This window comes from Arthrobacter sp. THG-b23 (assembly GCF_059091265.1).
Genome location: NZ_JBNHGM010000002.1, coordinates 264,015 through 286,034, shown reverse-complemented (window position 1 = coordinate 286,034; position 22,020 = coordinate 264,015). Strand labels below are relative to the sequence as shown.

Sequence of the window (22,020 nt, the reverse complement as noted above, 5' to 3'; positions counted from 1 at the left end):
ACGGAGAGGACGGAGGCCGACGTGGCCCTGACGCGCCAGAAGATCGTCGATACGGCCTTGGAAATTTTGCGCTCGTACGGTCTGGCCGATCTCTCGATGCGCAGGCTTGCGCGCGATCTCGGCGTGCAGCCCGGAGCGCTGTATTGGCATATTAAGAACAAGCAGGAACTGCTGGTGGTGTTGGCCGAGCGAATCCTGGAGCCAGTAGAAGTGGGCGACGCCGGCGGCGACCCGGAGGGTGCCGTGCGGCGGTCCGCGCAGGATTTGCGTGCGGCGCTCCTTGCCGTGCGCGACGGCTCGGACGTCGTTTCCCTCGCGCAGGCGCTGGCGCCGGAGTCCCTCACCCCGCTGAATGGGATGACCGCGCTCTTGGTTGAAAGTGGACTGAGCGAGCTGCACGCGCGCTGGGGGGCGAAGAGCCTGACGCACTACATCCTCGGCGCGGTGGCGGAGGAGCAGACCCGGGCCGAGCTTGCCCGATCCGGCCTGCTGGAACCGGGCCCTGATTCCGACACTAACGGCGAAGCGTTCCTCTTCGGCATCAATACGCTGCTTGAGGGGCTGCAGATGCATCGGACGCGGTGATCCGAGTCCTGCCTAAGGGTCCGAGGGTCGAGCTCGCGGGTGATGCAGGAGGCGATGTTGCTCAGCTGCGGCTGGAGCCTCTCCGGCACGTTCTCGACAATGCGCCGCGCATTGAAGGATGTACAGATTTATGTTCATCCTCCACTGCCGAAACTAGGCTGGCCTTATGCGGAATGAGCTGAAGGCTGCTGCAGACCAACTGAATGTTCAGCCGGACGCTAACGTCCTGACCGTAGCTGAGGCTCGCGCCGCCTTGCCGGCAACGTTGCGGCACTTCCGAACCGTCCCGGGTGCGCGCCCCGTACTGGTTGGATCCCATCGAAAAGCTGATGCCGCGATTGTGCCAATCCGCCTCTACGGCAGCATGGACGCCGGCCGGGTCGGCGAATCGATGCCGTTGCTCGAACTCCTCAGGCAGCGGCGCCGGTTGATTTCCCGTCTGGCTACACTCAACCGAATTGAGGCTGTCGCTGTCTTCGGGTCGGCCGCCCGCGGAGAAGAAAAGCCGGACAGCGACCTGGATCTGTTGGTCGATCCACAGGATGCCGCGAGTCTGTTCGATTTGGCCCAGTTCGCCGAGGATATGGAGCAGTTGGTCGCCCGCCCGGTGGATGTCATCTCCCGCCGTGGGCTCGATCCCGGCCGCGACGCGACGATCCTGGCTGAAGCTGTGCCACTGTGACAGACTTTCCCGATCACACGCAACGATGGCTGGCAGACCTCGCGGTCAACCTGGATCTGGCGGCTGAGCTCGTGAGCCGGGGCCGCGAAGCGTTCAACTCCGATCCTGCGCTCCGTCTGGCCTTTGAGGCTTTGTGCAACCGTGTCGGTGACCTGTGCAAGAGGCTCGTTACCGCGGAACCCGAGACCTTCACTGACCCGATCTGGCGGCAGGCAGGCAGGAACAGGGATTTCTTCGTGCATCACTATGACCGCGTCGATGAGCAAGCGCTGTGGGTGACGGTCTCGGTAAGGTTTCCGGAGCTGCGCGATCGGCTCGAAAGAATATGCCGGCGGCCAGGGGAACACTGACTGCGCACGACGGAGATGCACAGGCAGCGAAGCTGGCGGTGTTCACTCTGGTCATCCAGCGATGGGCTTTGGGTAGCAGGCAAGAAGGTAGACGGGCAGCGACGGCGGGGACGGGCAAATGCTCGGCCCCGCCTTCGCAGCAAGCTGAAAGCATGAGGGGGGCCTCCCACGGTGGGATGGCACCCCTCATGACTGTCCGCAGGTTAGGCGGCGGGCTCTTCGACGACAGGCTGCTCGATAATCAGGTCTTCAACAACCGGCTGTACGGCAACCAGCTGCGCCTCGTAGGCGGCAGCGATGGTCTGGTAGGCGGCGCGGGCCTCGCCGACGATCACTCGGTTCTCGGCGCGGAGTTTCTTCAGCGCAGCGGCCTGGGCTGCACGCAGGTTCTTGACCTCCAGTTGCGCAGCCTTCACAGCCTTGCCCTTGGCGAGCTTCGCCTTCTTGGACAGGGCCTTCAGCGCGGCGGCAGCGGTGGCACGGGCCTGCTTCTCAGCAGTCTGGGCTCCGATTTGCGCGTCCTTGAAGGCAGCCTTTGCTGCTGCGACGTCGGCGTTGGTGAGGGGGGCTGACTCAGTGGCAACCGGTGCGGTGGTGACGGGCACAAGGTCAGCGGCGGATGCGGCGGTGGCACTTCCACCAACCAGGAGGCCGGCGGCGAGGAAGCCAGCGGCGATCTTGAGAATTGCAGTCATTCTTACTCCGTATTCGGATGAGATAGCTGGCCCAGCGCCAGCCACCTTTCGAAAGTAACGAGCGCACTCGACGCAAAAGCCAACCTTGCGGCTAATCTGCTGAAAGACTGTCGCTGCTTTCCAAAAGCTGCGCTTTTGCTGGGACAAGCCGTGCCCGGAAGTGGCCGTGCAAAACGAAGGCGGGCATCGCCGTCGTGATGATTTACGCGACTTTTCTGCCCGGCTCTGTGGCCTAGGGCGCTGGCACGGCTATTCCCGTGCCTTTGCACGGTGTGTGACACCTGGTGGGGCAGACGTAGGGATCAAAGAGGTAGCTGATCCTCAGAGGGCAGGGTGCCATGACTAGGATGTGGGGCATGCCGACAAGCTCAATCCCCGTGACCGACGCTGCCCGCGCCGACGCACTCCACGCCCTGGATATTCTCGATACCCCTCGAGAGGAGCGCTTTGACCGGATTGTCCGTGCAGCACGGGCCGTCTTTGATGTGCCGATGGTGGCCCTGAACTTCATCGATCTGGACCGGCAGTGGACCAAAGCAGAAGCCGGTTTACCGGGCTTGGAAAACACGCCGCTCGATGAAGCGATCTGCTGGTATACCGTCCGGAAAGGCGACGTACTGGTTGTGCCCGACGCGTCGGTCGACGAGCGGTTCAGTGACTACCCGTTCGTTACCTCGGATCCTAATATTCGCTTCTATGCAGGGCAGCCACTGAGGGCGTCGGGCGGGGAACCTGTCGGCTCGCTGTGCATCCTGGACACGAAACCACGGCAGCTCAGCGACAAAGAAGCCCAGGTGCTGGCCGAAATGGGGCGTTGGGTCGAGCAGGAGCTGGAGTTGCAGCGGGAGCTGGACCACGCGGCCGAGGTGCAACGCGTACTTTTGCCCCGTACCGTCCCGGATCTTCCCGGCTACCAGCTGGCTGGCCGGTGTGTGCCGTCGAGAGGGTTGAGCGGGGACTTCTTTTACTGGCACGCCTTGCCCGACGGTAAGCTCCAGCTGCACGTGGTGGATGTGATGGGCAAGGGGATCCCCGCCGCGCTCATTGCGGCGTCGCTTCGGGCCACCTTGGTGGGAGCTGCACGGTTCAGCGACCAGGGTCAGGCATTCCATCGGGCGGCGGTCGCATCGGAGCAGTTGCTTTCCGACGCCGACTCCTTCGGCACTGTCTTCTCGGCCCGCCTTGAACCGTCCACCGGGCGGATTGACTATGTAGATGCCGGACACGGGCTGGCCTTCGTCTTCAGCGACGGAGGTTACCGTCGGCTGCACCGTTCCGGTCCTCCCCTGGGGGCGGTACCCGGCCAGCGGTGGGAGGTCCACAGCACGGTCCTGGAGTTTGGGGAGACCTTGGTGGTGGTGTCAGACGGTTTCCTCGATTTCTTTGCGACCTTGGAAGAAACGGTCGAGCAGGCGGTTGCCGCCGGAATCGTCGCCTTGCCACCGGATGAGTTGGTTGACCGGGCCGTTGCCTTCGCCGGCGTGAAGGGACACGACGACGACATCACCGTCGTCGCACTTCGTAGGGAATAAGACGACCGTGAGCGGTGCATTCCGGGGGGCGGGAATGGTGCCGACTTATGTACCTCGCGGTGCATTTGATCCGCCTCGATTGGTTCGGATAGTGTTGCGCCGCACGTGCCGTTGATAGTTCCGCCACTGCTCTTCCCTGTCTCGCCTTCTCCCACTAGAGAGTCCTCCCATGCGTCTGGCGTTAAACGTTTTGATGGTTCCAATCCTGGTCGCACTCGCGCTGATGTCAGGCGGGATTGCCCCGGCGCAGGCAGCCACGGCCGCGATAACGCTTAGCTCCTCGTCGGGGCCGGCAGGAACTTCGGTAACGGTCACCGGAACGGGTTTCCCCAAAAAGTCGTCCGGAACCATCACCGGCGGAGCAGAGCCTGTCGCTTTCGCCTCCAGTGCCTCCGGATACTTCCGTACCACGCTGGTGATACCTGCGGCCGAGCAGGCAACTGTCCTCATCGAGGCTAGAGCCGGGGCCACCCGCGCATCGGCTCCCTTCACGCTCACCTACAGCAGCCCCTCAGTGACGCAGGAGGAACCGGCGCAGCCCCAGCAGTCTCCCGCCCCCACCGCGCCAACGATCAACAAGGCGCCGCTTCGCTTCGGCCTGGGAACGCCGGGCGGACCGTTGGCATCCGCCGAAATTGACACAGCCGCTGCCCTGGTCGGCGAAGCTCCATCGATCATCCTCTCCTACAAGGACTTCAACCAAGCCCCGCCCATCGCAGAACTGGAAGCGGTCCGCACCCGCGGTGCGGTCACCTTGCTCACCTGGGAGCCATGGACCTGGGGCGGCGGCACCGAACAGCCCGCCTACTCACTGGACCGGATCACAGCCGGGGACTTCGACCCCTATCTGCGCGATTGGGGCACGGCTCTGGCTAAGTGGGGCCACCCCGTGATGCTGCGCTTCGGCCATGAGATGAACGGCAACTGGTACCCCTGGTCTGAAGGTATCAACGGCAACACGGCCGGGGACTATGCCGCCGCGTGGCGGCACGTTCACGACGTCGTCTCTTCCACCGGCGCACGGAACATCACCTGGGTGTGGAACCCGAACGTCCCCTACGCCGGATCAACGCTTCTGGACGGGCTTTACCCCGGCGCGGGCTACGTGGACGCGGTTGCCCTCGACGGGTACAACTGGGGAACCTCCGCAGCGTGGAGCACCTGGACCCCGCCGTGGGCGCTTTTCGCCGACGGCCTCGGACAGCTCCGGTCACTGGCCCCGGGCAAGCCCATCCTCATCGCCGAAACAGCCTCCGCGGAAGAGGGCGGCTCCAAGGCAGCCTGGAACAAGGACCTTGTCTACTACCTGTCCCAGCAGCCCGACATCACGGCCTTGGTCTGGTTCCACTACAACAAGGAAACCGACTGGCGCATCGACAGCAGCAAAGCCTCTGCAAGCGCGCTCGCCGAAGCCCTCGCCGCCAGACCCCGATAGTGGACTAGCAGAGTAGTCCTCACTGAAGTGAAACCTGCGCTGACCTCAAAGCGGTGGGGCTGGGAAGGCGGTTTCTTCCCAGCCCCACCGCGTGGGCGACCCCATACGGGCCACCGGCGGGTGTTCTAAGGAGCTGCGACCTCGTGTGAGCGATGAGCCTCGTCGTCCTTGGCGAGGTCCTTGCCTTTGGTCTCCGGAGATGCGATCGCCGCGACCAGCACCAGGGCACAGAGCAGGATCAGGTAGATGTCGAAGGCCCGCGGCATGCCCTCCGAGTAGAGCCAGGTCTGCAAGTACGGCGCGGTTCCGCCGGTTAGCGCTCCGGCAACAGAGTAGGGCAGGCCCATGCCGATGGCCCGAACACGGGTCGGGAACTGCTCCGGGAAGAAGGCCGGCATGATAGCCGTCGGTGCGGCAATGAGAATCATGCCCACGCCCATATAAACAATCAGCCGCCATGATTCCTGGCCGCCATTGAAGACAAGTGTCAGGGGGATGATCAGCACCATCGCGCCGATGGCAAAGAAGTACCAGTTGAACTTTCGGCCAATCTTGTCCGACAGCCATCCCCAGAAGATAAGGCACACAATGAAAAAGACGTTGGCCGCGGTGCTGATCCACAACACATGGCTCGGGTTCATCTGTAGCGGACCCATGGCGAAAGCCGGAGCCATGATCGACCACACATAGAACATCACAGTGCCACCTGCCGCCAAACCGACGATGCGCAGGCATGCCCGGCGGTGCTTCCAGATTTCAGGCCACAGCGGAGTGCGCTCTTCGGTTCGGCCGGCCGCACGGGCAGCTTCGATCTCCTTGGCACGTTGGCGGAACATGGGAGTCTCGTCGAGCTTGCGCCGCAAGACGAGTGCGTAGATGCCGAGGACTCCACCAGCGATGAACGGCACGCGCCATGCCCACTCACGGACGGCGTCCGCACCGATCGTGCTGGTTAGGATGGCACCCAGAAGTGTGGCTGCCATGACTCCGACGGTGACGAACACGAAAACGCTGGAGGACCATAAGCCGCGGGATTTGCGCGGCGCCATCTCTGTCACGTAAGTGAAAGATGAAACGACTTCGCCGCCGTGCCCAAGCCCCTGCAACACACGGCCCAGTAGCAGGAAGGCGGCGGCCGCGGCGCCGATCATGTCGTAGCTCGGCGAAATGCCGATGAGCAGGCTGCCGCCGGCGGTGATAGTCATCGAAACGGACATGGCCTGCCGCCGGCCGAGTCGATCAGCGAACCATCCGAAGAAGAGCCCGCCCAAAGGGCGCATGAGGAATCCAACGGCGAAAACCGCCAGCGTTCCCAAGAGTGCGGTGATCGGGTCTTCGGCGCGGAAGAACTGGCCGGCGAAGTAGGCGGCGAAGATCGAATAGGCGGTCCAGTCGTACCATTCCAGCGCGTTGCCGACGCCGACGCCGATAATGATCTTTCGTTTTTCCCGGGCCGACAGCGGAGTGCCGGCAGCCAGGGCGGTGGATGTTTCAGTCATGAACATGCCTTCGCTTGTGGAAGTGACGGATGGGGGCGGGGCGCATCATTGCTCCAGGGCGGGGCGCATCATTGCGCCAGCGGTCGAGCGGAGTCTCCAGTGTTGAAAAGGCTTTGGGACACATGCCCTGCTTTGCTCGGCTGCATCTTGCCCTCAAGCTGGTCAGCAGCAGTTTCGCTGTGAGTACTGTGTCACATCTTCGTGACGGAAGTCACGGAAATGCCAGATAACGGTTTTGTTACGCGGCTAGTTGGCGGAAGCGGGAGCCGTGAAAGACCAGTGGGCTCCTCTCCTTGTCGGCTTGCAGTGCGTGGATTTCGAAGAACACCGCGTCGTGATCTCCTGCCTCGTGTTCGGCATAGATGCTGCACTCGAACCACAGTGATGCCGCAGGCAAGAGGATTGCCCCGCTCTGCGTGGTTACTGTCTCGACGCCCTCGAATCTGGACTTCTTGTCGCGGCCGGCCAGCTGTCGGCACAGTGCGCCCTGGTCTTCGCCCAGGATGGAGACGCCGATTCGGTCGGCTTGCCGCAGAACGGGCCACGTTGTCGAGGACTTTTGGACGGCGAACATCACCAGCGGGGGCTCGAGGGAGACGCCCACGGTGAAGGAGGATGCCACCAAAGTGTGGCTTTCTCCTGACACCTCGGCGGCCATGGCGGCAACACCGGAGGGGAAATGGGCGAAAGTCTCCCGCAGTAACTGCGGATCGGGCGCGTGGGTGCTCAGGTTCATGATCGTGTCCTCCTTGGATTTTGGGTGACGGCGGTCGCCGCATGTGTGCAGTTAGCATGCCAGAAAAGAGGCCGACTGTATAGCAATTCAGTGACGACCGTTTAGATTTTAGATATATGACGCAGTTCACGCGTTGGTATTGCAGCACCGTGCCGACCGTAGTAGTTTCTGTCACATCGCCGTACCGCTGCGGCGCATCGGAAGGAGCACCATGACCCACCAGATTGATACGAAGACCCGAAGCCGTGTAAGCGTGGTCCGTCAGGCCGAGCGTGAAAACCTGTGGTTTCTCGGCGACCTGATTCAGCCGATTATCACCAGTGAGATGACTGAGGGTCGGTTCATGATGGCCCTAACGCATTCGAAGGCCGGCTCGGAGCCGCCCCTGCACGAGCATGACGCCGAGGATGAGATCTTCTACATCCTTGAAGGAAAGATCTCATTCTGGGCGGCCGATACCGAGGTGACGCTTGGCCCAGGTGACTGCATTCTGATGCCCAAGGATGTGCCGCACATCTTCCAAGTGGCCCCGGACCTGGAAGCGAAATGGCTCGTCATGACCGCTCCCGGTGGGTTGGAAGATTTCTTCCGGGACGTCTCCATCCCGGCCGAATACGCCGGCCCGCAGCGGGGCTGGGAGATGGATGAGGCCACCGAAAAACGTCTTGAGGCCGCGTGCGCGAAGCACAACATCACGCTGCTGGCACCTCCCGGTACTCGTCCGGGCAAGGCTTCCTGACGTGACGGCGGCACCCCCGACGCTGACAGATACTGTGCGCGCCTTCTGGAAAGCTCAGGCAGCGGGTGACGCCGAGTCCGCCCGCGCTCTGATGTGCGACGACGTCGAATGGACGGTGGCCGGTCGGCATGCCCCGGTGGCTCGTACGTATTTCGGCGCAGAGGAGTTTTTCGGACAGTTGATGGCCACGCTCGGGCGGACCTTCGAGGCCGGCAGCGCAGTCATGGACATCCGGGGCATGTATGAAGATGCGGCCCAGTCCACCGTCGTCACACACCTGCGCGAAACGGCCACGACCCGCACCGGGCTGACATTCGACAACGAGATCGTCACGATCATGACCGTCCGGGACGGACGGATCACCCGATGTCGGGAGCTGATGGACCTGCACGAGGTCCGCCGAACCTTCGGCGCCCAACCGGAGCCCGAACCCGCAAAAGCCCATGAATAAGGAAGAACCATGACCGACACCGACGTCGCCCCTGTCCGGATCGCAGCCATCGAAGCACCACCAGCTGAAGTAACGGCCGAAATCGTCGAACGCATCCACAATATCGGCCCGCTGCTGCGGGAGAACGCGTTGCTTGCGGACCGCAACCGGGTCCTGCCCCAGGAGACCGTGGAGGCGCTGGAGGACGCCGGTGCCCTGCGGATCGCCGCACTGCGCCGCTACGGCGGTTACGAGGGTGGGGCGTCCATGCTGCTGGAGGTGGCCCGCACCGTCGGTTACTACGACCCGGCGGCTGCCTGGTGCACCGTGATCTCGAACGGCTCGGTGATGCTCGCCAATCGTTACAGCGACGAACTGCTCGACGAAGTATTCGCGGATGGCCCCGTGCGGATGGCCTCGATTTTCGCCAGCCCCCAGGGGACGGCCGTTCTGGACAACGGCGGGTGGCGCGTTTCGGGCGTATGGCCGTTCGCCTCGAATTCCTCGCACTCCGAGTGGGCCATCGGCATCCTGTTCATCAAGGAAGCAAACGAAGAACCGGGCGCGGCTCCGCGCATCGGTTTCGCCATGATGCGCCGCGGGGAGTATGAGGTGAAGGACACGTGGTTCACCATCGGCATGCGCGGATCCGGTTCCAACACCATGGTGACGGAGAACCTGTGGCTGCCGCACAATCGAATCATTACCTTTGAACAGCTGATGGGACCTGGCTACGAGCAAGACCCGGAGGCCACGTTCGGCCGCCGGCTGACTCCGCACCTGACTATGTCCACCACCATCCAGGCGCCCTCACTCGGCGCAGCCGCTGCAGCCTTGGACTTTGTGCGGGAAAAGGCCCAGACCCGGCCGGTCACCTACACCAACTACAAGCGGCAGATCGATTCCGGCGCCTTCGTGCAGAACCTCGGCCAGGCCAGCATGAGGATCGACTCTGCCCGGGTGCTGCTGGAGCGCTCGGCCGCCATGATCGACGCAGCGGCCGCGGGCACCCAACCGATGCCGCTGGAGCAGCGCGCCAGCAATCGCGGAGGCATCGGCCACGCCGGCCATGAACTGGTGGACGCGGTCAACGATCTCTGCTGGTTGCACGGCACGGCGGCGTTCGCCGAACACAGTCTGCTGGGCCGGATGTGGCGCGACATCAACACCGGGACACGCCACGCCTCGATCACCGCCCCGATGGGCTACGAGCTGCACGGTAACGGGCTGACGGGGACCGAGTTCATCTCGGCCAAGCTTTAGGGGAGAACGGTGGGAACCTCGGCCAAGTCAGCCTCCACCCGGCTGTATGCCCAGCGCGACGCCGGTGTCCTCGCCTACCGCGGCATCCGCTACGCGGAGCTCGACGGTGCCGCCCGGTTCGCCGCCCCGCGCCCAGCCTCGGGCCAGCTGAAGACCGACCGCTTGGCCGAGGTGCCGGTCTTTCCGCAGCTGCCAAGCCGGCTGGCTGCCGCGATGGGAAGCGGAGCGGAAAACCCGCAGGCGGAGGATGCGTTCTACCTGAATGTATGGGCTCCCGAGGGTGCCGACCGGCTGCCAGTGCTGTTCTTCATTCATGGCGGGGCCTGGATGAGCGGCGGCGGATCCAACGAATGGTACGACGGCGCCGAGCTGGCCCGCGAAGGACTGGTGGTGGTCACCGTCAACTACAGGCTAGGCGCTATAGCCCACCTCGCCCCGCCCGGACGCGAGCACCGTCCGGTGCAGGACCTGCTGACGGCGCTGAGATGGGTCCGGGACAACGTCGAGGACCTCGGCGGGGATCCCGACCGTGTCACCGTCGCCGGCCAATCGGCCGGCGGCTGGTATGGGCACCTGCTGAGCGTGCTGCCCGAGGCCCAAGGCCTGCTGCGCCGCGTGGCGCACCTCAGCATGGCAACACGCAAGCCGTGGGATGCTGAGCGTGCCGCCCGCGTGCGGCGCGCTGCCGCAGGCGAACAGGCTCCGGATCTGCTGTCAATGGCCCCGCTGCCCCGCCTGCTGCGCGCCGGCATGCGCGGGCTGACGGCGACGGCCGACACAAGACCGCTCGGGCATGCAGCCTCGGGTTACCTGCCCACGGAGGCGCCCAACATCCCGGAGCGGTTCCTCGATCCTGAATGGGCCGCCGGGCGATGCCATGTGGAAGCGGCCTACATCCGCTATACGGCGGATGAAACGGGCATGTTCTTCTTCAACTCCGAGCCGGAACGCCACGCAACGGCCGATCAGGTCGATGCCTGGATGGCCATGCTGCCCGCGGCGGACCGGCCGCCCCGGGATGCAACCACAATGGACCCGTACGAGCGGCTTGTCACGGCGTCGTCGTGGATCCAGTTCCAGCGCCTTCCGCATGAATTGGCTTCCGCCTACGCCGCGGCCGGCATTCCCACGTCGTTGAAGGTCTTCGCGCACCGCAGCCCGCTGCCGGGCCTGCTCAGTGGGCACTGCCTCGACTTGCCGTTTCAATTCGGTACCCGTGCGGCCTGGGCCGACGCGCCGATGCTCCGCGGAACGCCCGATGATGTGTTTGAACAGTTGTCCGGAGAGCTGATCAGCGAGTTGGCAGCGTTCGCAGCGGGGTAGTGCGCTGACATCACGCCCCCGGGGCCTTACTCCGTCCGCCTTGAGTCCTCGCCCTGGCCCGACCTGGCCTCCGATGTGGCCGCCGGTCAGCTGTGGATGGCTCGTTGGGCGTGCCGGGCAGAGAGCGGCGCGAGCAGCGCGTGCAGTTCGCGAAAGAGCTCCCGGGCGGGTTCGCCCTTCCAATCTTCGGGCAGCGCTTCGGCAGGCAGGCCCGGATCAAGGTACGGCAACTGCCGCCACTGGGTCACCATGGGAATATACGTGCAGAACGCCTCCCGATAGACGTCGCCGCTGCGGTCTGAGCGGTCCCGCCATGCGTCCAACGAAGGGCCGTACGCATCCAAGAAGTCCTGGTAATGCGACTCCAGAGCGGCAAGGTCCCACCACCGGGCAACCTTGCGCCGGAGGTCGGTGGGCCCTGCATGATGGGAGAGGAAGAAGTCGACGAAATCGTCCAGCCCGTTGCGCTCCATGAAGTCGGCTGCCTCGTTGATCAGGTCGCCAGGCGCCACGCAGAGTCCCGGCCCGACGGTGCCAAAGCCCATCCGCGCCAGTCCGCTGCGGATCTTGTGCCGCTGGTTGCGCTGGGTCTCCGGGACTGAATACGCCGCCAACAGCCACGGGTCCTCCGCACGCGCAGTATGGGGGGCAAAGATGCGCTCGTCGCCAATCCGGAAATGCTCTTCAAGTTCCGAAGAGAGTGCGTAGCCGGCCTCGCCGTCGACGCGCTCGCTGGTCAGTACGCCCTTCTTCTTAAGGCGTGAGATCGAGGAACGGACGCTGGCCGGTTCCGCACCCAAGTCCTGCAGCAGCCGGACGACGACGGCCACGGGGATCGCACCGCCGCTTTGCCGACCATAGATGCCGAAGACCGTGACGATGAAACGGTGATGCGGTGGTTGTCCCTTTGAGCCCGGCAGCCGGCCGGCAATAATCTCGTCTTCAGCGCGCACCCACCGAGCCTATCGGACCGCCGCTGCAGCCCGGCGCAGCTGATAAGTGTCACCGACTTAGGATGGGAGACGCACGGAGTATGAGGGGTGCGCATTCAAGAGGAGGACACAATTCCCGCCATGGCGCCACGGACGCAGCGCCCGCAGCTGCAGCAATTGCTGGTTACGCTCTACGGTCTTTACGCGGGAGGCGCTGGAGCGTGGTTGCCGGTCTCTGTGTTGGTGGCCATGTTGGCGGATCTGGGCGTGGACGGCCAAGCAGCGCGGTCGACGATTTCCCGGTTGAAGTCAAAGGGCGTGTTGTCCGGTCGGCGGACCGGCGGCGTGTCCGAATACGCACTCTCCGAAGGCGTGCTGGATATTTTCCATTCCGATGACCAGCGGATCTTCGCACCGGAGCGTTCGCGGCCGGAAGACCCCTGGGCCTTGGTGGTGTTTTCCGTACCCGAGGCCGAGCGCAACCGCCGGTACGAACTGCGCGCGGAATTGACCAGCCTGGGCTTCGGGTTCGTGGCGGCAGGCGTGGCGGTCGCGCCAGCTACGGTGATGGAGCAGGCCATGCGCCGGCTTGCTGAGCGTGGTCTAGACCGCTACACGGAGTACTTTGCTGGAAGCTACCTTAAAGACGGCAATGTCGGCGAGCAGGTGCAACAGTGGTGGGACCTCGCCCTGCTCGAGCGCCAGTATCAGGATTTCTTGACTTGTTACTCGCCGGTGGCGGACGAGTGGCAGCGGCGGAGTTCGCAAGGTGAAAAGCCGCTTCCGCGCGAGGCTTTCAGCTTGTACGTGCCAATGCTCACTCAGTGGCGAAGGTTCCCCTACCGGGACCCAAACTTGCCCTTCGAATACTTGCCTGAAGGCTGGAAAGCACCCGAAGCCAAACAAGTGTTCCTGACCTTGAACCGCATCCTTCGTGCTCCGGCCGCCGATCATGCACGGAGGCTGGCGGCAGCGGCGTCTCGCTGAGCTGGCACGGTATCCGGTGTGCCGATGAGCACCGGCGCCGGTGCCTTGCTGCGTGAGCAGGGCACCGGCGTCGTTGTTCAGGACTTTCCCCGGCCGCTTTAGAGCGGGGATTACGCGCCGGGAACGCTGCCCTCGGGCAGGAAGTTTACGTCGTGCAACGCCGATCGGCGTACAACTTCTTCCGGATCGCTGAGGTTGTGCAGCTGGTCGAATAGCTGGGCCAGCCGGCCTGACGGGCTGACCCAGAAGAGAGCCTTGCCCGGGGTCTCTCCCTTGTTGTAGTAAGCGTGCGGCAGGTCCCGGGGCATGCGGACGGTGTCGCCCGGGCCCGCGGTGGTCCACTCGCCGTCGAGGTACAGCGTATAGACGCCTTCCATCACGTAGATGTGCTCGTCCTGAGTCGGGTGGACGTGCGGCGGCACACCTGTTTCGGTGGGATCCAACGACAGCCACGCAAAGCTTGTGGCACTTTCCGACTTGGCCAAGTAGGTGTGGCCGAGGACGTTCCAGGTCTTGTTACCCATGGCTTCGCTCGCGAGAGTGATGCCCTTGGGCAGATCTCCCAGAACGATTTCCTGATCCTGTTGCGCCTGCATGGCGGCTCCTTTCGTTGAACGAACTGTGCAGTCAGCATGGCAGGCTGGGAGTGAATATGCAATAGGTATTGCGATCGCAAAAGTAGCTCCATATGATGTGTGTCACGCTTCGATGCCGTAAGGCCGGGGCGCGTCACGACGCCGCCACATCACCTTCTCGGGCGGCTCATTTTCCCGCCCACCTACCGAAGGAAAGAGGGCACATGGCTACAGCACCGCAGGGTATGAGCGTTCACACGCTCGGAACTGGAGGCGGTCCGATTGTCTCCAGCAGTCGCGCAGGAACCAGCACCGCCATCCGCGTAGATGACGCTGTCTACGTTGTGGACTGCGGAATGGGCAGCATCCGCAACTACCGCTCCAGCTCTACGTGGGGCGAACTGCGGGGGATTTTCCTGACCCACCACCACTCGGATCACGTGTATGACCTGGGGTCGTTCCTAGTCACGGGTTGGCAGGTCCCCGGGGAGTCCTTTAGCCGGCAGATCCAGATTCTGGGGCCGGGCCGTCCTGAGCGCGTGCCCGCTCTGGATGACGAGCATGCCGGGCAGATCAGCGCACGGTTCGGCAACCGCGGCATGACAGGTACCCGCGAGATGGTGGGCGCGCTGCTGGACAAGGTTTTCGCGTCTGATATCTGCATCCGGATGGCCGATGAAGGGCGCGCCGACCCCAACGACTGGGTGGTTGCCGCAGATATTGAGATACCAGCATCGGCGGCAGCAGACCCTGTCCACAACCGACATCCCGAGATGGAGCCCTTCGAGATCTACCGGGACGACAAAGTTGCCGTCAGCGCCATTCTGGTGGACCACCGGCTGTGTTTCCCGGCCTTCGCCTACCGTTTCGACTCGGCGTACGGTTCGGTGGTGATATCCGGAGATACAGCCTATTCGGAGAACTGCATCCGGCTTGCGCAGGGCGCCGAGCTGCTGCTGCACGAGGTGATGGATCTGGAAGCTATCCTCGCGACCTTCCCGGACGGGCCCACCCGCAACGGCATAGAAGTTCACCTGCGTGAATCGCACACCCCCTACACCGAAGTGGGCAAGGTGGCCGCACGTGCAGGTGTGGGGCGGCTGGTGCTGCACCACGTGGTGCCGAACACGCCGGGCGCGGCTGACACACAGAAAATGCAGGAGGCCGCTGCCGCCGACTTCGGGGGTCCGGTGGACGTGGCCGAAGACAATGACGTCTTCGTCCTGCCACCGGGGTTCCCGGTTGATGCGCCGTCCGTGGCCGGGGCAGCGGAGGCTCTGGCCGCAGCCGAGACCGTGGAGGTCGGGGTATGAGCGCGCAGCAGGCCCGGGAGGCGACCGGGCAAGAGGAGCAGATCCCGTCGCATACCCTCCGGGCCGCGGTCCGATATGGACGGATGAATCGGCGAGCCTGGCTGGTCACGGGAGCACTGGTGGTTTTTCAGATCATCAACTTCGCGGACAAGGCGGTGCTCGGCCTGGTCGCAGCGCCCGTGATGCAGGAGCTCAACCTGAGCGCCGGTGAGTTCGGCTTCATTGGCAGCGCGTTCTTCTTTCTCTTCGCGGCAGCTGCCGTGGCCGTGGGCTTCCTGGCCGGCAAGGTGCCGACGCGTTGGATCCTGCTGGCCATGGGTATTTCCTGGGCGGTGCTGCAGTTCCCGATGCTCTTCGGCGGCGGCGCGGCCGTCCTGCTGGTTACCCGGATCATCCTGGGCGCCGCAGAGGGTCCGGCCACTCCCATCAGCCTGCAGCACGTCCATGGCTGGTTCCCGGCCAAGGAGCGGGGGCTACCCAGCAGCTTGGTCGCCATCGGCTCCACGCTCGGGCCTATCATTGCAGCTCCGATGCTGGCCTGGATCATCGCTCACCCGGACCTGGGCTGGCGCTGGGCCTTCGGATTCCTGGGAATCGTGGGGTTGCTGTGGTCGCTTGCCTGGCTTTTCATAGGACGCGAAGGTCCTTATAGCCACACTGCCAGATCAGAGTCTGGCAAGGCGGGCGGCGAGGAGCCAACTGTTGCTGCCGCGGCGGCGGCAGAGGAGCGACCTGCGCCCGCTCCCGCGACCGCAAGTATCGCTGACCGTTCGGACCTGCTCAAGATAGTCCCGATCCGACGTGTGCTCGGCACTCGCATGTTCCTGTGCGCTGTCTTGGCGGGAGCCGGTTGCTTCTGGGCGCAGGGATTCCTGACCACCTGGTCGCCCAAATACCTCGCTTCGGTCGTCGAGCTTTCTCCCGAGATGATCGGGCTCGTCTCCACCTTCCCCTGGGTCCTCGGCGCGCTGGCGCTGCTGGTGCTCGGCTACACCTCCCGGTTCCTCATGCAGCGCGGTGTGACCGTTCGCTGGGCCCTCGGGGCGCTGTTCGGGGCATCGCTGCTGTGTTCGGGTGTGTGTTTCCTGGTGCTGCCGCAGGTTGGCGGCACGGCAGCGGTGGTCTTTGTGACGCTTGGCGCAGGTCTGGCGCTGGTCTTTCCGCTGGCTCCGACGGCCTTGGCCTTCAGCGTCTGTGCCAAGCAGCGTGGTGCCGTGATGGCCACCTTGACCGGTTTGGCCTCGCTCGGCGGCGTGATCGCTCCGGCGATGGTCGGCCGACTGATGGACAGTGCCGGCTATGTCATAGGCCCCAGGGGTGCTGCCGATACCGGCGAGATGGCCGCCCGGCTGGCCGCGGGGATGAACTCGGCATTCTGGATAATCGGCATCTACCTCGTCGCGGTCGGGATCCTGAGCGTCATCATGCTCAACCCGGACCGCACGGCAAATCGGCTGCAGCAGCGGTTCGTGTTCAACGGCTGAACAGCGAAAGGCCGCCGTCGTCTATCGACCCGGCAGGGCGCTCCGTCACCGTTGCGCCATAGGATGGATGTCGTCTGCAGCGAAAGGAGAACCATGGAGCGGAATGACGGCGGCCTGCCGGAGGTCAGCATCGAACGGACCGTTGAGTGGGTCGATACCGACGCGGCGGGCCACCAGCACAATTCCGTGATCATGCGGTGGGTGGAGGCTGCTGAGGCCGAACTGTTCCGCCGGCTGCAGTTGCCCGATTACTTCCCCAGCGCCCCGCGCGTGCAGCAGGTGATCAACTACCGGGCCAAGCTGTGGTTCGGCCAGCGGGTGACCGCCCGGTTGTCCGTGCAGGAGTTGGGTCGGACATCCCTGACGTTCGCGTTCGAGGTCCACGGCCAGCCGCATGAGCAGTCGCCAGGCGGTCTGGCGGCCCACGGAACCTTCACCACTGTTTACGTACCGGTCGACAGCGGCGGCGCGCAGCCGTGGCCCGACCACATGCGCGCCGCCATCTGCGGTGCCGGTTTTCGGCCGGCGGGTGCGGGAATTATGAAGGCATGATGGAGATTCCAGCGCCGCAACTGCAGCACCAGCAGCTGATCCTCACCATCTACGGCTTGTATGGGCGGCGAGGCGGATCCGCGCTGCCCGTGTCCGTGCTGATCGATATGCTTGGCGACCTGGGGCACGACGCCCCGGGGGTGCGTTCGGCGGTCTCCCGCATGAAGGCCAAGGGCGTGCTCAACAGTGTTCGCAGCGGAGGAGCGGCGCGATACGAGCTGTCGCCGCGCTCGCTGGAAATAGTGCAGGAAGGCGATGAGCGCATTTTCGCGCCGCACCGCGGGGAGCCGGAAGGCCGATGGGTGCTGGCGATTTTCTCGGTGCCGGAGTCAATGCGCGATCGCCGGCACCAACTGCGCGCCGAACTGGCCCGGCTCGGTTTCGGGTCCATGTCGGCGGGGGTTTGGATCGCACCGGCCGCAGTCCGGGAGAGCGCCCGGCGGCGGCTCGAAGACCGCGGTTTGGCCGAGTACGTGGAATTCTTCACGGGTGAGTACTCGGAAGGGCCGGATATGCGAGCCAAGGTGGCGCAGTGGTGGGACCTCGACGCGTTGGCGGTCCAAATCGATGAATTCCTGGACTACTACGGTGGATCGCTGGCAGCGTGGGCGGAACGCGTTGGTGGCGACGCCGCGCGGGCGCTGGCCGCGTCGGATGCCGAAACCAAACGGGACGCTTTCCGGTACTACGTGCCCATGCTGACGTTGTGGCGACGACTGCCGTACCGGGACCCCGGACTCCCGCTGAAGTACCTGCCTGAAGGTTGGCGCGGCCCGGACGCGCGACAGACATTTTTTGGGGTTCATCGCTTGATCGGCCCGCTGGCCGAGGCCCACGCACAGTCGCTGGTCGCTGACGACGCCGCGGCCTGAAGCCGGACGGCAATAGCCGCAGAACGCCGGGACGGTGTGGGATTAGGCGTCTGCCGGACCCGCCGACGGGTCGCAAGCCGACGCCGGCGTGACGTCTCCTCATCCCCACAATTCATTTGTGGAAATATGGTGACGCCCGTCACAGGCTTGTGCTATGTTGTGCCAGTATGACGCTCGTAAAGATGTCAGCATATGCCTTGGGTGGCGCAGTAGAACCGCACAACGGCAGTCCTGCCCGTCCCGTAGAGCACTCGCCCACTTCGTCCCGAATGATGAATTGAGACCCGAATGGAAACTACATCCCCACCCGCCTTCAGGGTGCCGCCCAAGGCAACGAAGACGGTGCTTTTTTGCTGCTGGCTGGCCATCCTGGCGGAAGGCTACGATGTCGGCGTCCTTGGTGCTGTCCTGCCGGCGCTCGCGGAGTACCGCGCCTGGGACCTTACGCCGTTGGAGCTCGGCGGACTCGGAGCCTACGCCCTGGTTGGAATGCTCATCGGCGCCCTGTTTATCGGCACCCTTAGCGATATGTACGGGCGCAAAAAAATGCTGTTGGTCTCAATGGTCATCTTCACCCTGACACAGGCAGGTGCCGCGGTCGCTCCGACGCCGGAAATCTTCGGTCTTTTCCGACTCATCGGCGGCCTTGGCATGGGCGGCGTCATTCCCGTGGCCGCCGCGCTGACTATCGAATATTCGGCTCCGAAAAAGCGTTCGTACAATTACGGACTCATGTACTCCGGCTACTCGCTGGGCATTGTTGCCGCGGCGCTCATGGCGCTCTTCTTGCTCCCGGTGGCCGGTTGGCGCTGGGTCGTCGCAATCGGCGCCGTCCCGGTTCTACTCTTGCCGGTTATCGCCAAGCTGCTGCCGGAGTCGCTGGACTATCTGGAAGCCAGCGGAAAGCGGCAGCAGGCTGAGCTTTTGGCCGGCCGATTGGGAATAGCTCCTTATGTTCCGACCGTGCCAACGAAGCCAGTCGAAGAAGGCAAAGCCGACCCTTGGTGGCGGACCATTACGACGATGTTCTCTTCCCGATACTTGCGCTCCACAGTATTCTTCTGGATTTCCCTCTTCTGCGGCATGGTCCTGGTCTACGGGCTGAACACCTGGCTGCCTTCCATTATGAAATCCGCCGGCTACGACCTCGGTTCCTCTTTGACCTTCCTGCTGGTGTTCAGCCTCGCCTCCGCTGCGGGAGGGCTGGCCTTGGGCAAGGCTGCAGACAGGTATGGTCAGAAGCTCATTCTGGTGGTCTTCTACCTCCTCGGGGGTTTGGGCATTCTTTTGCTGATATTCCCCGGGAACATGGTGGTCAACCTCCTGTTTGTCGCGTTCGCCGGTATCGGCTCCATCTCTACCTCGCTGGTGCTGACGGGCTACATTGCCGACTACTATCCCGCGAATATGCGGGCCACCGCCACGGGTTGGGCGTTGAGCTTCGCTCGCATCGGAGCCATCTCCGGCCCCTTGATTGGTGGATGGATCGGAAGCGCCGCACTGCCCTTCGAGTGGAACTTCATCATTTTCGCCGGAGTCGCCGTTATCGCAGCGGTAGCAGTTGCGCTGATTCCGAAACGCATTTCACCAACGCTGCCGTCGACGAAGCGAGGCGGTGAAACTGCCGACGTGAGCGTCCGCTAGCCGTACTGCTGAGCGCGGAAATGCCTCGGAGCCGAGCCGGAGCCGAGGCATTTCCGTCATTTCATCGTTACTGCGGGACCATCGCCGAGCTGGACTGGCCCCGTCTATGGAGGGATACGTCTTGACCGTTACGACCAACAACCGCCGACAGGAACGCCCGCAAGCAGACGCCCGGCCACCCGTCAACGTCGCAGAGCTCGTAGGCTACACCCTGGCACGTCTGGGGGCGGGCCACGTTTTTGGAGTAGTGGGCAGCGGCAACTTCACTGCGACCACGGCGTTGCGCCGCTACGGCGTCCCGTTCACCGCCGCCCGGCATGAAGCCGGCGCAGCGACTATGGCGGACGCGTACGGGCGGATGTCCGGAAGGGTGGGCATCGCTTCTACCCACCAAGGCTGCGGGCTGACCAATGCCGTCACCGGAATCGGGGAAGCCGCTAAGAGCCGCACTCCGATGATCGTGCTGACAGCGGACACGGCGGCCTCGGCCATCCGTTCCAACTTTAGAATCGACCAAGATGCCCTGGCGCGAAGCGTCGGTGCCGTCGCCGAACGGATCCATTCGCCGGAGAGCGCCGTAGCGGACACCGTCCGTGCCTTCCGTACCGCTATCAACGAACGCCGGACGGTGGTGCTGTCGCTGCCGACGGATATCCAGGCGGCGGCTGTGTCTGCCGACGTACCCGATATTGAACCTTTTCCGGTGCCGCAGGCCGTCCGTCCGGACGTCACATCGGTCTCCCGGTTGGCCGAATTGATTCGCGGCGCTCAGCGTCCCGTCTTTGTCGCCGGACGCGGCGCTCGCGGAGCCGGTCCGCAGATTTCGGCGCTTGCCGCAGCCTCCGGGGCGCTGGTGGCAACCTCCGCAGTGGCACACGGGCTCTTCGCCGGAGAATCCTTTAATCTCGGAATATCCGGAGGATTTTCCTCCCCCTTCACCGCGGAAACCATTGGCAGCGCGGACTTGATAGTCGGCTGGGGCTGCGCATTAAACATGTGGACGATGAGGCACGGGTCCTTGATCGGGTCGAATACGCTGGTGGCCCAGGTCGATGTGGAGGATTCGGCCCTCGGCGCTAACCGGCCCATCGAACTGGGCGTACTGGGTGACAGCGCCGAGACGGCCCAGGCCGTACTGGAAGTGCTGCAGGCCGAGGGCTACCGGGCCGCAGGCCTGCGTACCCAGGAGATGGCCGCGCAGATCTCCGCCCACGCCCGCTGGAACTCCGTGGCGACGGAAGACCTGTCCACTGGTGAGGTCATCGACCCACGGGTCATCAGCCGGGAGCTGGACAAGATCCTCCCGGCTGATCGGCTGGTGTCCATCGACTCCGGAAACTTTATGGGTTACCCCAGCAGTTACCTGTCTGTGCCGGACGAATTCGGATTCTGCTTCACCCAGGCGTTCCAATCCATTGGCCTCGGGCTCGCGACTGCCATCGGCGCCGCAACAGCCCGCCCGGACCGCCTGCCGGTCCTGGGCACGGGCGACGGTGGCTTCCTGATGGCTATCGCCGAGCTGGAGACAGCAGTGCGGGAGCGGATTCCGCTGGTAGTCATCGTCTACAACGACTCCGCTTACGGGGCCGAAGTCCATCACTTCGACGTAGACGACGAGGATCTTGAGGTGGTCCGCTTTCCGCTCGTGGACATCGCCGCGATAGCCAGGGGCTACGGGGCCGAGGCGATGACCGTTACCTGCTTGGACGATGTTGCGGCGGTTTCGGCGTGGCTTGCGGGCCCTCGGGCGGAGCCGCTGGTGATAGATGCGCGGATCGCCTCCGACGGCGGTGCGTGGTGGCTTGCCGAGGCATTCAAGGGGCATTGACCGTCGGCGCTGCCGGGGGTGTGGTCGGCCACGGCTGAAAACATGTGGGAGGGCGGAAATTTCCGCCCTCCCACACAGCGTGGCTCTGCGTTTTTACTCAGCGCTCCGGGATCACCGCGGTGCCTTGGATTTCGATCAGCGCTTCCTTCTGCCACAACCGGGAGACGCCGATGCCGGCCATCGCCGGATATTCAGTGCCGGCCATTTCCCGCCAGAGCCGCCCAATTTCCCGGCCGTTGGCCAGGTAGTCGTCTACGTCGGTGAGGTAGATGGTCACGCTGACCAGGTCTTCGGGGCGCCCGCCTGCTTCCTCCAGCGTGGCCAGCACGTTGGAAAATGCCTGGCGGAACTGCTCGACAATCCCGCCCGGGACGATGTTCATGTCCTTGTCCAGGGCGGTCTGGCCGCCCAGGAAGACCGTGTTTCCGGCCAAAATCCCGTGTGCGTAGCCGGACGGCTTGGGTAGCGACGCAGGGTTGATGGTGCGGTTGCCAACGGCTGACTGATTGCTCATGTGTTCTCTCCTGGCGTTGGTAGATCGGTTTCTTCAGTTTTTGGAAAAAC

General features: G+C 64.0%; 22 protein-coding genes. 16 read left to right on the top strand and 6 right to left on the bottom strand.

What is annotated here, in order from left to right; translation table 11 throughout:
* Positions 1-21 precede the first annotated feature (21 nt).
* The 3 genes from AC5RVD_RS05065 (at position 22) to AC5RVD_RS05055 (ending at position 1,617) form a co-directional block, all read left to right on the top strand.
* Positions 22-585 carry a TetR/AcrR family transcriptional regulator C-terminal domain-containing protein gene (locus AC5RVD_RS05065; RefSeq protein ID WP_494126220.1) on the top strand — a complete coding sequence of 188 codons (564 nt, stop codon included), beginning with the start codon at positions 22-24 and terminating at the stop codon, positions 583-585.
* A gap of 166 nt (positions 586-751) precedes the next feature.
* Positions 752-1,267: a nucleotidyltransferase family protein gene (locus tag AC5RVD_RS05060; protein ID WP_494126219.1), complete on the top strand. Its 516-nt coding sequence runs from the start codon at positions 752-754 to the stop codon at positions 1,265-1,267.
* A complete protein-coding gene (locus AC5RVD_RS05055) occupies positions 1,264-1,617 on the top strand; it encodes a HepT-like ribonuclease domain-containing protein (RefSeq protein ID WP_494126218.1) in 354 nt (117 codons plus the stop codon). The genes AC5RVD_RS05060 and AC5RVD_RS05055 overlap by 4 nt, the downstream gene beginning before the upstream one ends.
* Positions 1,618-1,820: 203 nt before the next feature.
* Here AC5RVD_RS05055 and AC5RVD_RS05050 read toward each other — a convergent pair whose 3' ends face one another.
* On the bottom strand, positions 1,821-2,312 hold the full coding sequence (locus AC5RVD_RS05050) for a hypothetical protein (protein ID WP_494126217.1): 492 nt from the start codon (positions 2,310-2,312) through the stop codon (positions 1,821-1,823).
* Positions 2,313-2,668: 356 nt separating this feature from the next.
* Here AC5RVD_RS05050 and AC5RVD_RS05045 point away from each other — a divergent pair, with 356 nt between their 5' ends.
* Positions 2,669-3,844: a PP2C family protein-serine/threonine phosphatase gene (locus tag AC5RVD_RS05045; RefSeq protein WP_494126216.1), complete on the top strand. Its 1,176-nt coding sequence runs from the start codon at positions 2,669-2,671 to the stop codon at positions 3,842-3,844.
* 169 nt (positions 3,845-4,013) lie between these two features.
* Positions 4,014-5,279 (top strand): glycoside hydrolase family 26 protein, encoded by a 1,266-nt coding sequence (locus tag AC5RVD_RS05040; protein ID WP_494126215.1) that lies wholly within the window; start codon positions 4,014-4,016, stop codon positions 5,277-5,279.
* 125 nt (positions 5,280-5,404) lie between these two features.
* Here the strand turns inward: AC5RVD_RS05040 and AC5RVD_RS05035 are convergent, their stop codons facing one another.
* Both AC5RVD_RS05035 and AC5RVD_RS05030 read right to left on the bottom strand, forming a co-directional pair.
* Positions 5,405-6,778 (bottom strand): MFS transporter, encoded by a 1,374-nt coding sequence (locus AC5RVD_RS05035; RefSeq protein ID WP_494126214.1) that lies wholly within the window; start codon positions 6,776-6,778, stop codon positions 5,405-5,407.
* A gap of 238 nt (positions 6,779-7,016) precedes the next feature.
* Positions 7,017-7,514 (bottom strand): flavin reductase family protein, encoded by a 498-nt coding sequence (locus AC5RVD_RS05030; protein WP_494126213.1) that lies wholly within the window; start codon positions 7,512-7,514, stop codon positions 7,017-7,019.
* 211 nt (positions 7,515-7,725) lie between these two features.
* On the opposite strand from AC5RVD_RS05030, the gene AC5RVD_RS05025 reads away from it, so the two are divergent.
* From AC5RVD_RS05025 to AC5RVD_RS05010, 4 genes are read left to right on the top strand one after another with little or no spacing between them, the layout of a single operon-like run.
* A complete protein-coding gene (locus AC5RVD_RS05025) occupies positions 7,726-8,253 on the top strand; it encodes a quercetin 2,3-dioxygenase (protein ID WP_494110283.1) in 528 nt (175 codons plus the stop codon).
* Between the two features lies 1 nt (position 8,254).
* Positions 8,255-8,704 carry a nuclear transport factor 2 family protein gene (locus AC5RVD_RS05020; protein WP_494126212.1) on the top strand — a complete coding sequence of 150 codons (450 nt, stop codon included), beginning with the start codon at positions 8,255-8,257 and terminating at the stop codon, positions 8,702-8,704.
* A 9-nt stretch (positions 8,705-8,713) separates the two neighbouring features.
* On the top strand, positions 8,714-9,946 hold the full coding sequence (locus AC5RVD_RS05015) for an acyl-CoA dehydrogenase family protein (protein WP_494126211.1): 1,233 nt from the start codon (positions 8,714-8,716) through the stop codon (positions 9,944-9,946).
* Positions 9,947-9,955: 9 nt separating this feature from the next.
* Entirely contained in the window at positions 9,956-11,269 is a 1,314-nt protein-coding gene (locus AC5RVD_RS05010) for a carboxylesterase family protein (protein WP_494126210.1), read from the top strand.
* Positions 11,270-11,355: 86 nt separating this feature from the next.
* On the opposite strand, the gene AC5RVD_RS05005 is transcribed toward AC5RVD_RS05010, so the two are convergent.
* Positions 11,356-12,222, bottom strand: coding sequence for a PaaX family transcriptional regulator (locus AC5RVD_RS05005; RefSeq protein WP_494126209.1), 867 nt, complete (start codon positions 12,220-12,222; stop codon positions 11,356-11,358).
* Between the two features lie 120 nt (positions 12,223-12,342).
* Between AC5RVD_RS05005 and AC5RVD_RS05000 the strand changes: the two genes are divergently transcribed.
* The gene (locus AC5RVD_RS05000) at positions 12,343-13,188 is read left to right on the top strand and encodes a PaaX family transcriptional regulator (protein ID WP_494126208.1); all 846 of its coding nucleotides are present in this window, start codon (positions 12,343-12,345) and stop codon (positions 13,186-13,188) included.
* Between the two features lie 110 nt (positions 13,189-13,298).
* Here AC5RVD_RS05000 and AC5RVD_RS04995 read toward each other — a convergent pair whose 3' ends face one another.
* A complete protein-coding gene (locus AC5RVD_RS04995; protein ID WP_494126207.1) occupies positions 13,299-13,784 on the bottom strand; it encodes a cupin domain-containing protein in 486 nt (161 codons plus the stop codon).
* A 203-nt stretch (positions 13,785-13,987) separates the two neighbouring features.
* Here AC5RVD_RS04995 and AC5RVD_RS04990 point away from each other — a divergent pair, with 203 nt between their 5' ends.
* The 6 genes from AC5RVD_RS04990 to AC5RVD_RS04965 all read left to right on the top strand — a co-directional run bounded on the left by AC5RVD_RS04990 (position 13,988) and on the right by AC5RVD_RS04965 (position 21,456).
* Positions 13,988-15,076 (top strand): MBL fold metallo-hydrolase, encoded by a 1,089-nt coding sequence (locus AC5RVD_RS04990; protein WP_494126206.1) that lies wholly within the window; start codon positions 13,988-13,990, stop codon positions 15,074-15,076.
* On the top strand, positions 15,073-16,560 hold the full coding sequence (locus AC5RVD_RS04985) for an MFS transporter (RefSeq protein WP_494126205.1): 1,488 nt from the start codon (positions 15,073-15,075) through the stop codon (positions 16,558-16,560). Before AC5RVD_RS04990 ends, AC5RVD_RS04985 begins: the two co-directional genes overlap by 4 nt.
* 93 nt (positions 16,561-16,653) lie before the next feature.
* The gene (locus AC5RVD_RS04980) at positions 16,654-17,112 is read left to right on the top strand and encodes an acyl-CoA thioesterase (RefSeq protein ID WP_494126204.1); all 459 of its coding nucleotides are present in this window, start codon (positions 16,654-16,656) and stop codon (positions 17,110-17,112) included.
* Entirely contained in the window at positions 17,109-17,984 is an 876-nt protein-coding gene (locus AC5RVD_RS04975; protein ID WP_494126203.1) for a PaaX family transcriptional regulator, read from the top strand. Before AC5RVD_RS04980 ends, AC5RVD_RS04975 begins: the two co-directional genes overlap by 4 nt.
* Positions 17,985-18,272: 288 nt before the next feature.
* Positions 18,273-19,628 (top strand): MFS transporter, encoded by a 1,356-nt coding sequence (locus tag AC5RVD_RS04970; protein WP_494126202.1) that lies wholly within the window; start codon positions 18,273-18,275, stop codon positions 19,626-19,628.
* Between the two features lie 121 nt (positions 19,629-19,749).
* The gene (locus AC5RVD_RS04965) at positions 19,750-21,456 is read left to right on the top strand and encodes a thiamine pyrophosphate-binding protein (protein ID WP_494126201.1); all 1,707 of its coding nucleotides are present in this window, start codon (positions 19,750-19,752) and stop codon (positions 21,454-21,456) included.
* Between the two features lie 97 nt (positions 21,457-21,553).
* On the opposite strand, the gene AC5RVD_RS04960 is transcribed toward AC5RVD_RS04965, so the two are convergent.
* Positions 21,554-21,970: a RidA family protein gene (locus AC5RVD_RS04960; protein WP_494122154.1), complete on the bottom strand. Its 417-nt coding sequence runs from the start codon at positions 21,968-21,970 to the stop codon at positions 21,554-21,556.
* Positions 21,971-22,020 lie beyond the last annotated feature (50 nt).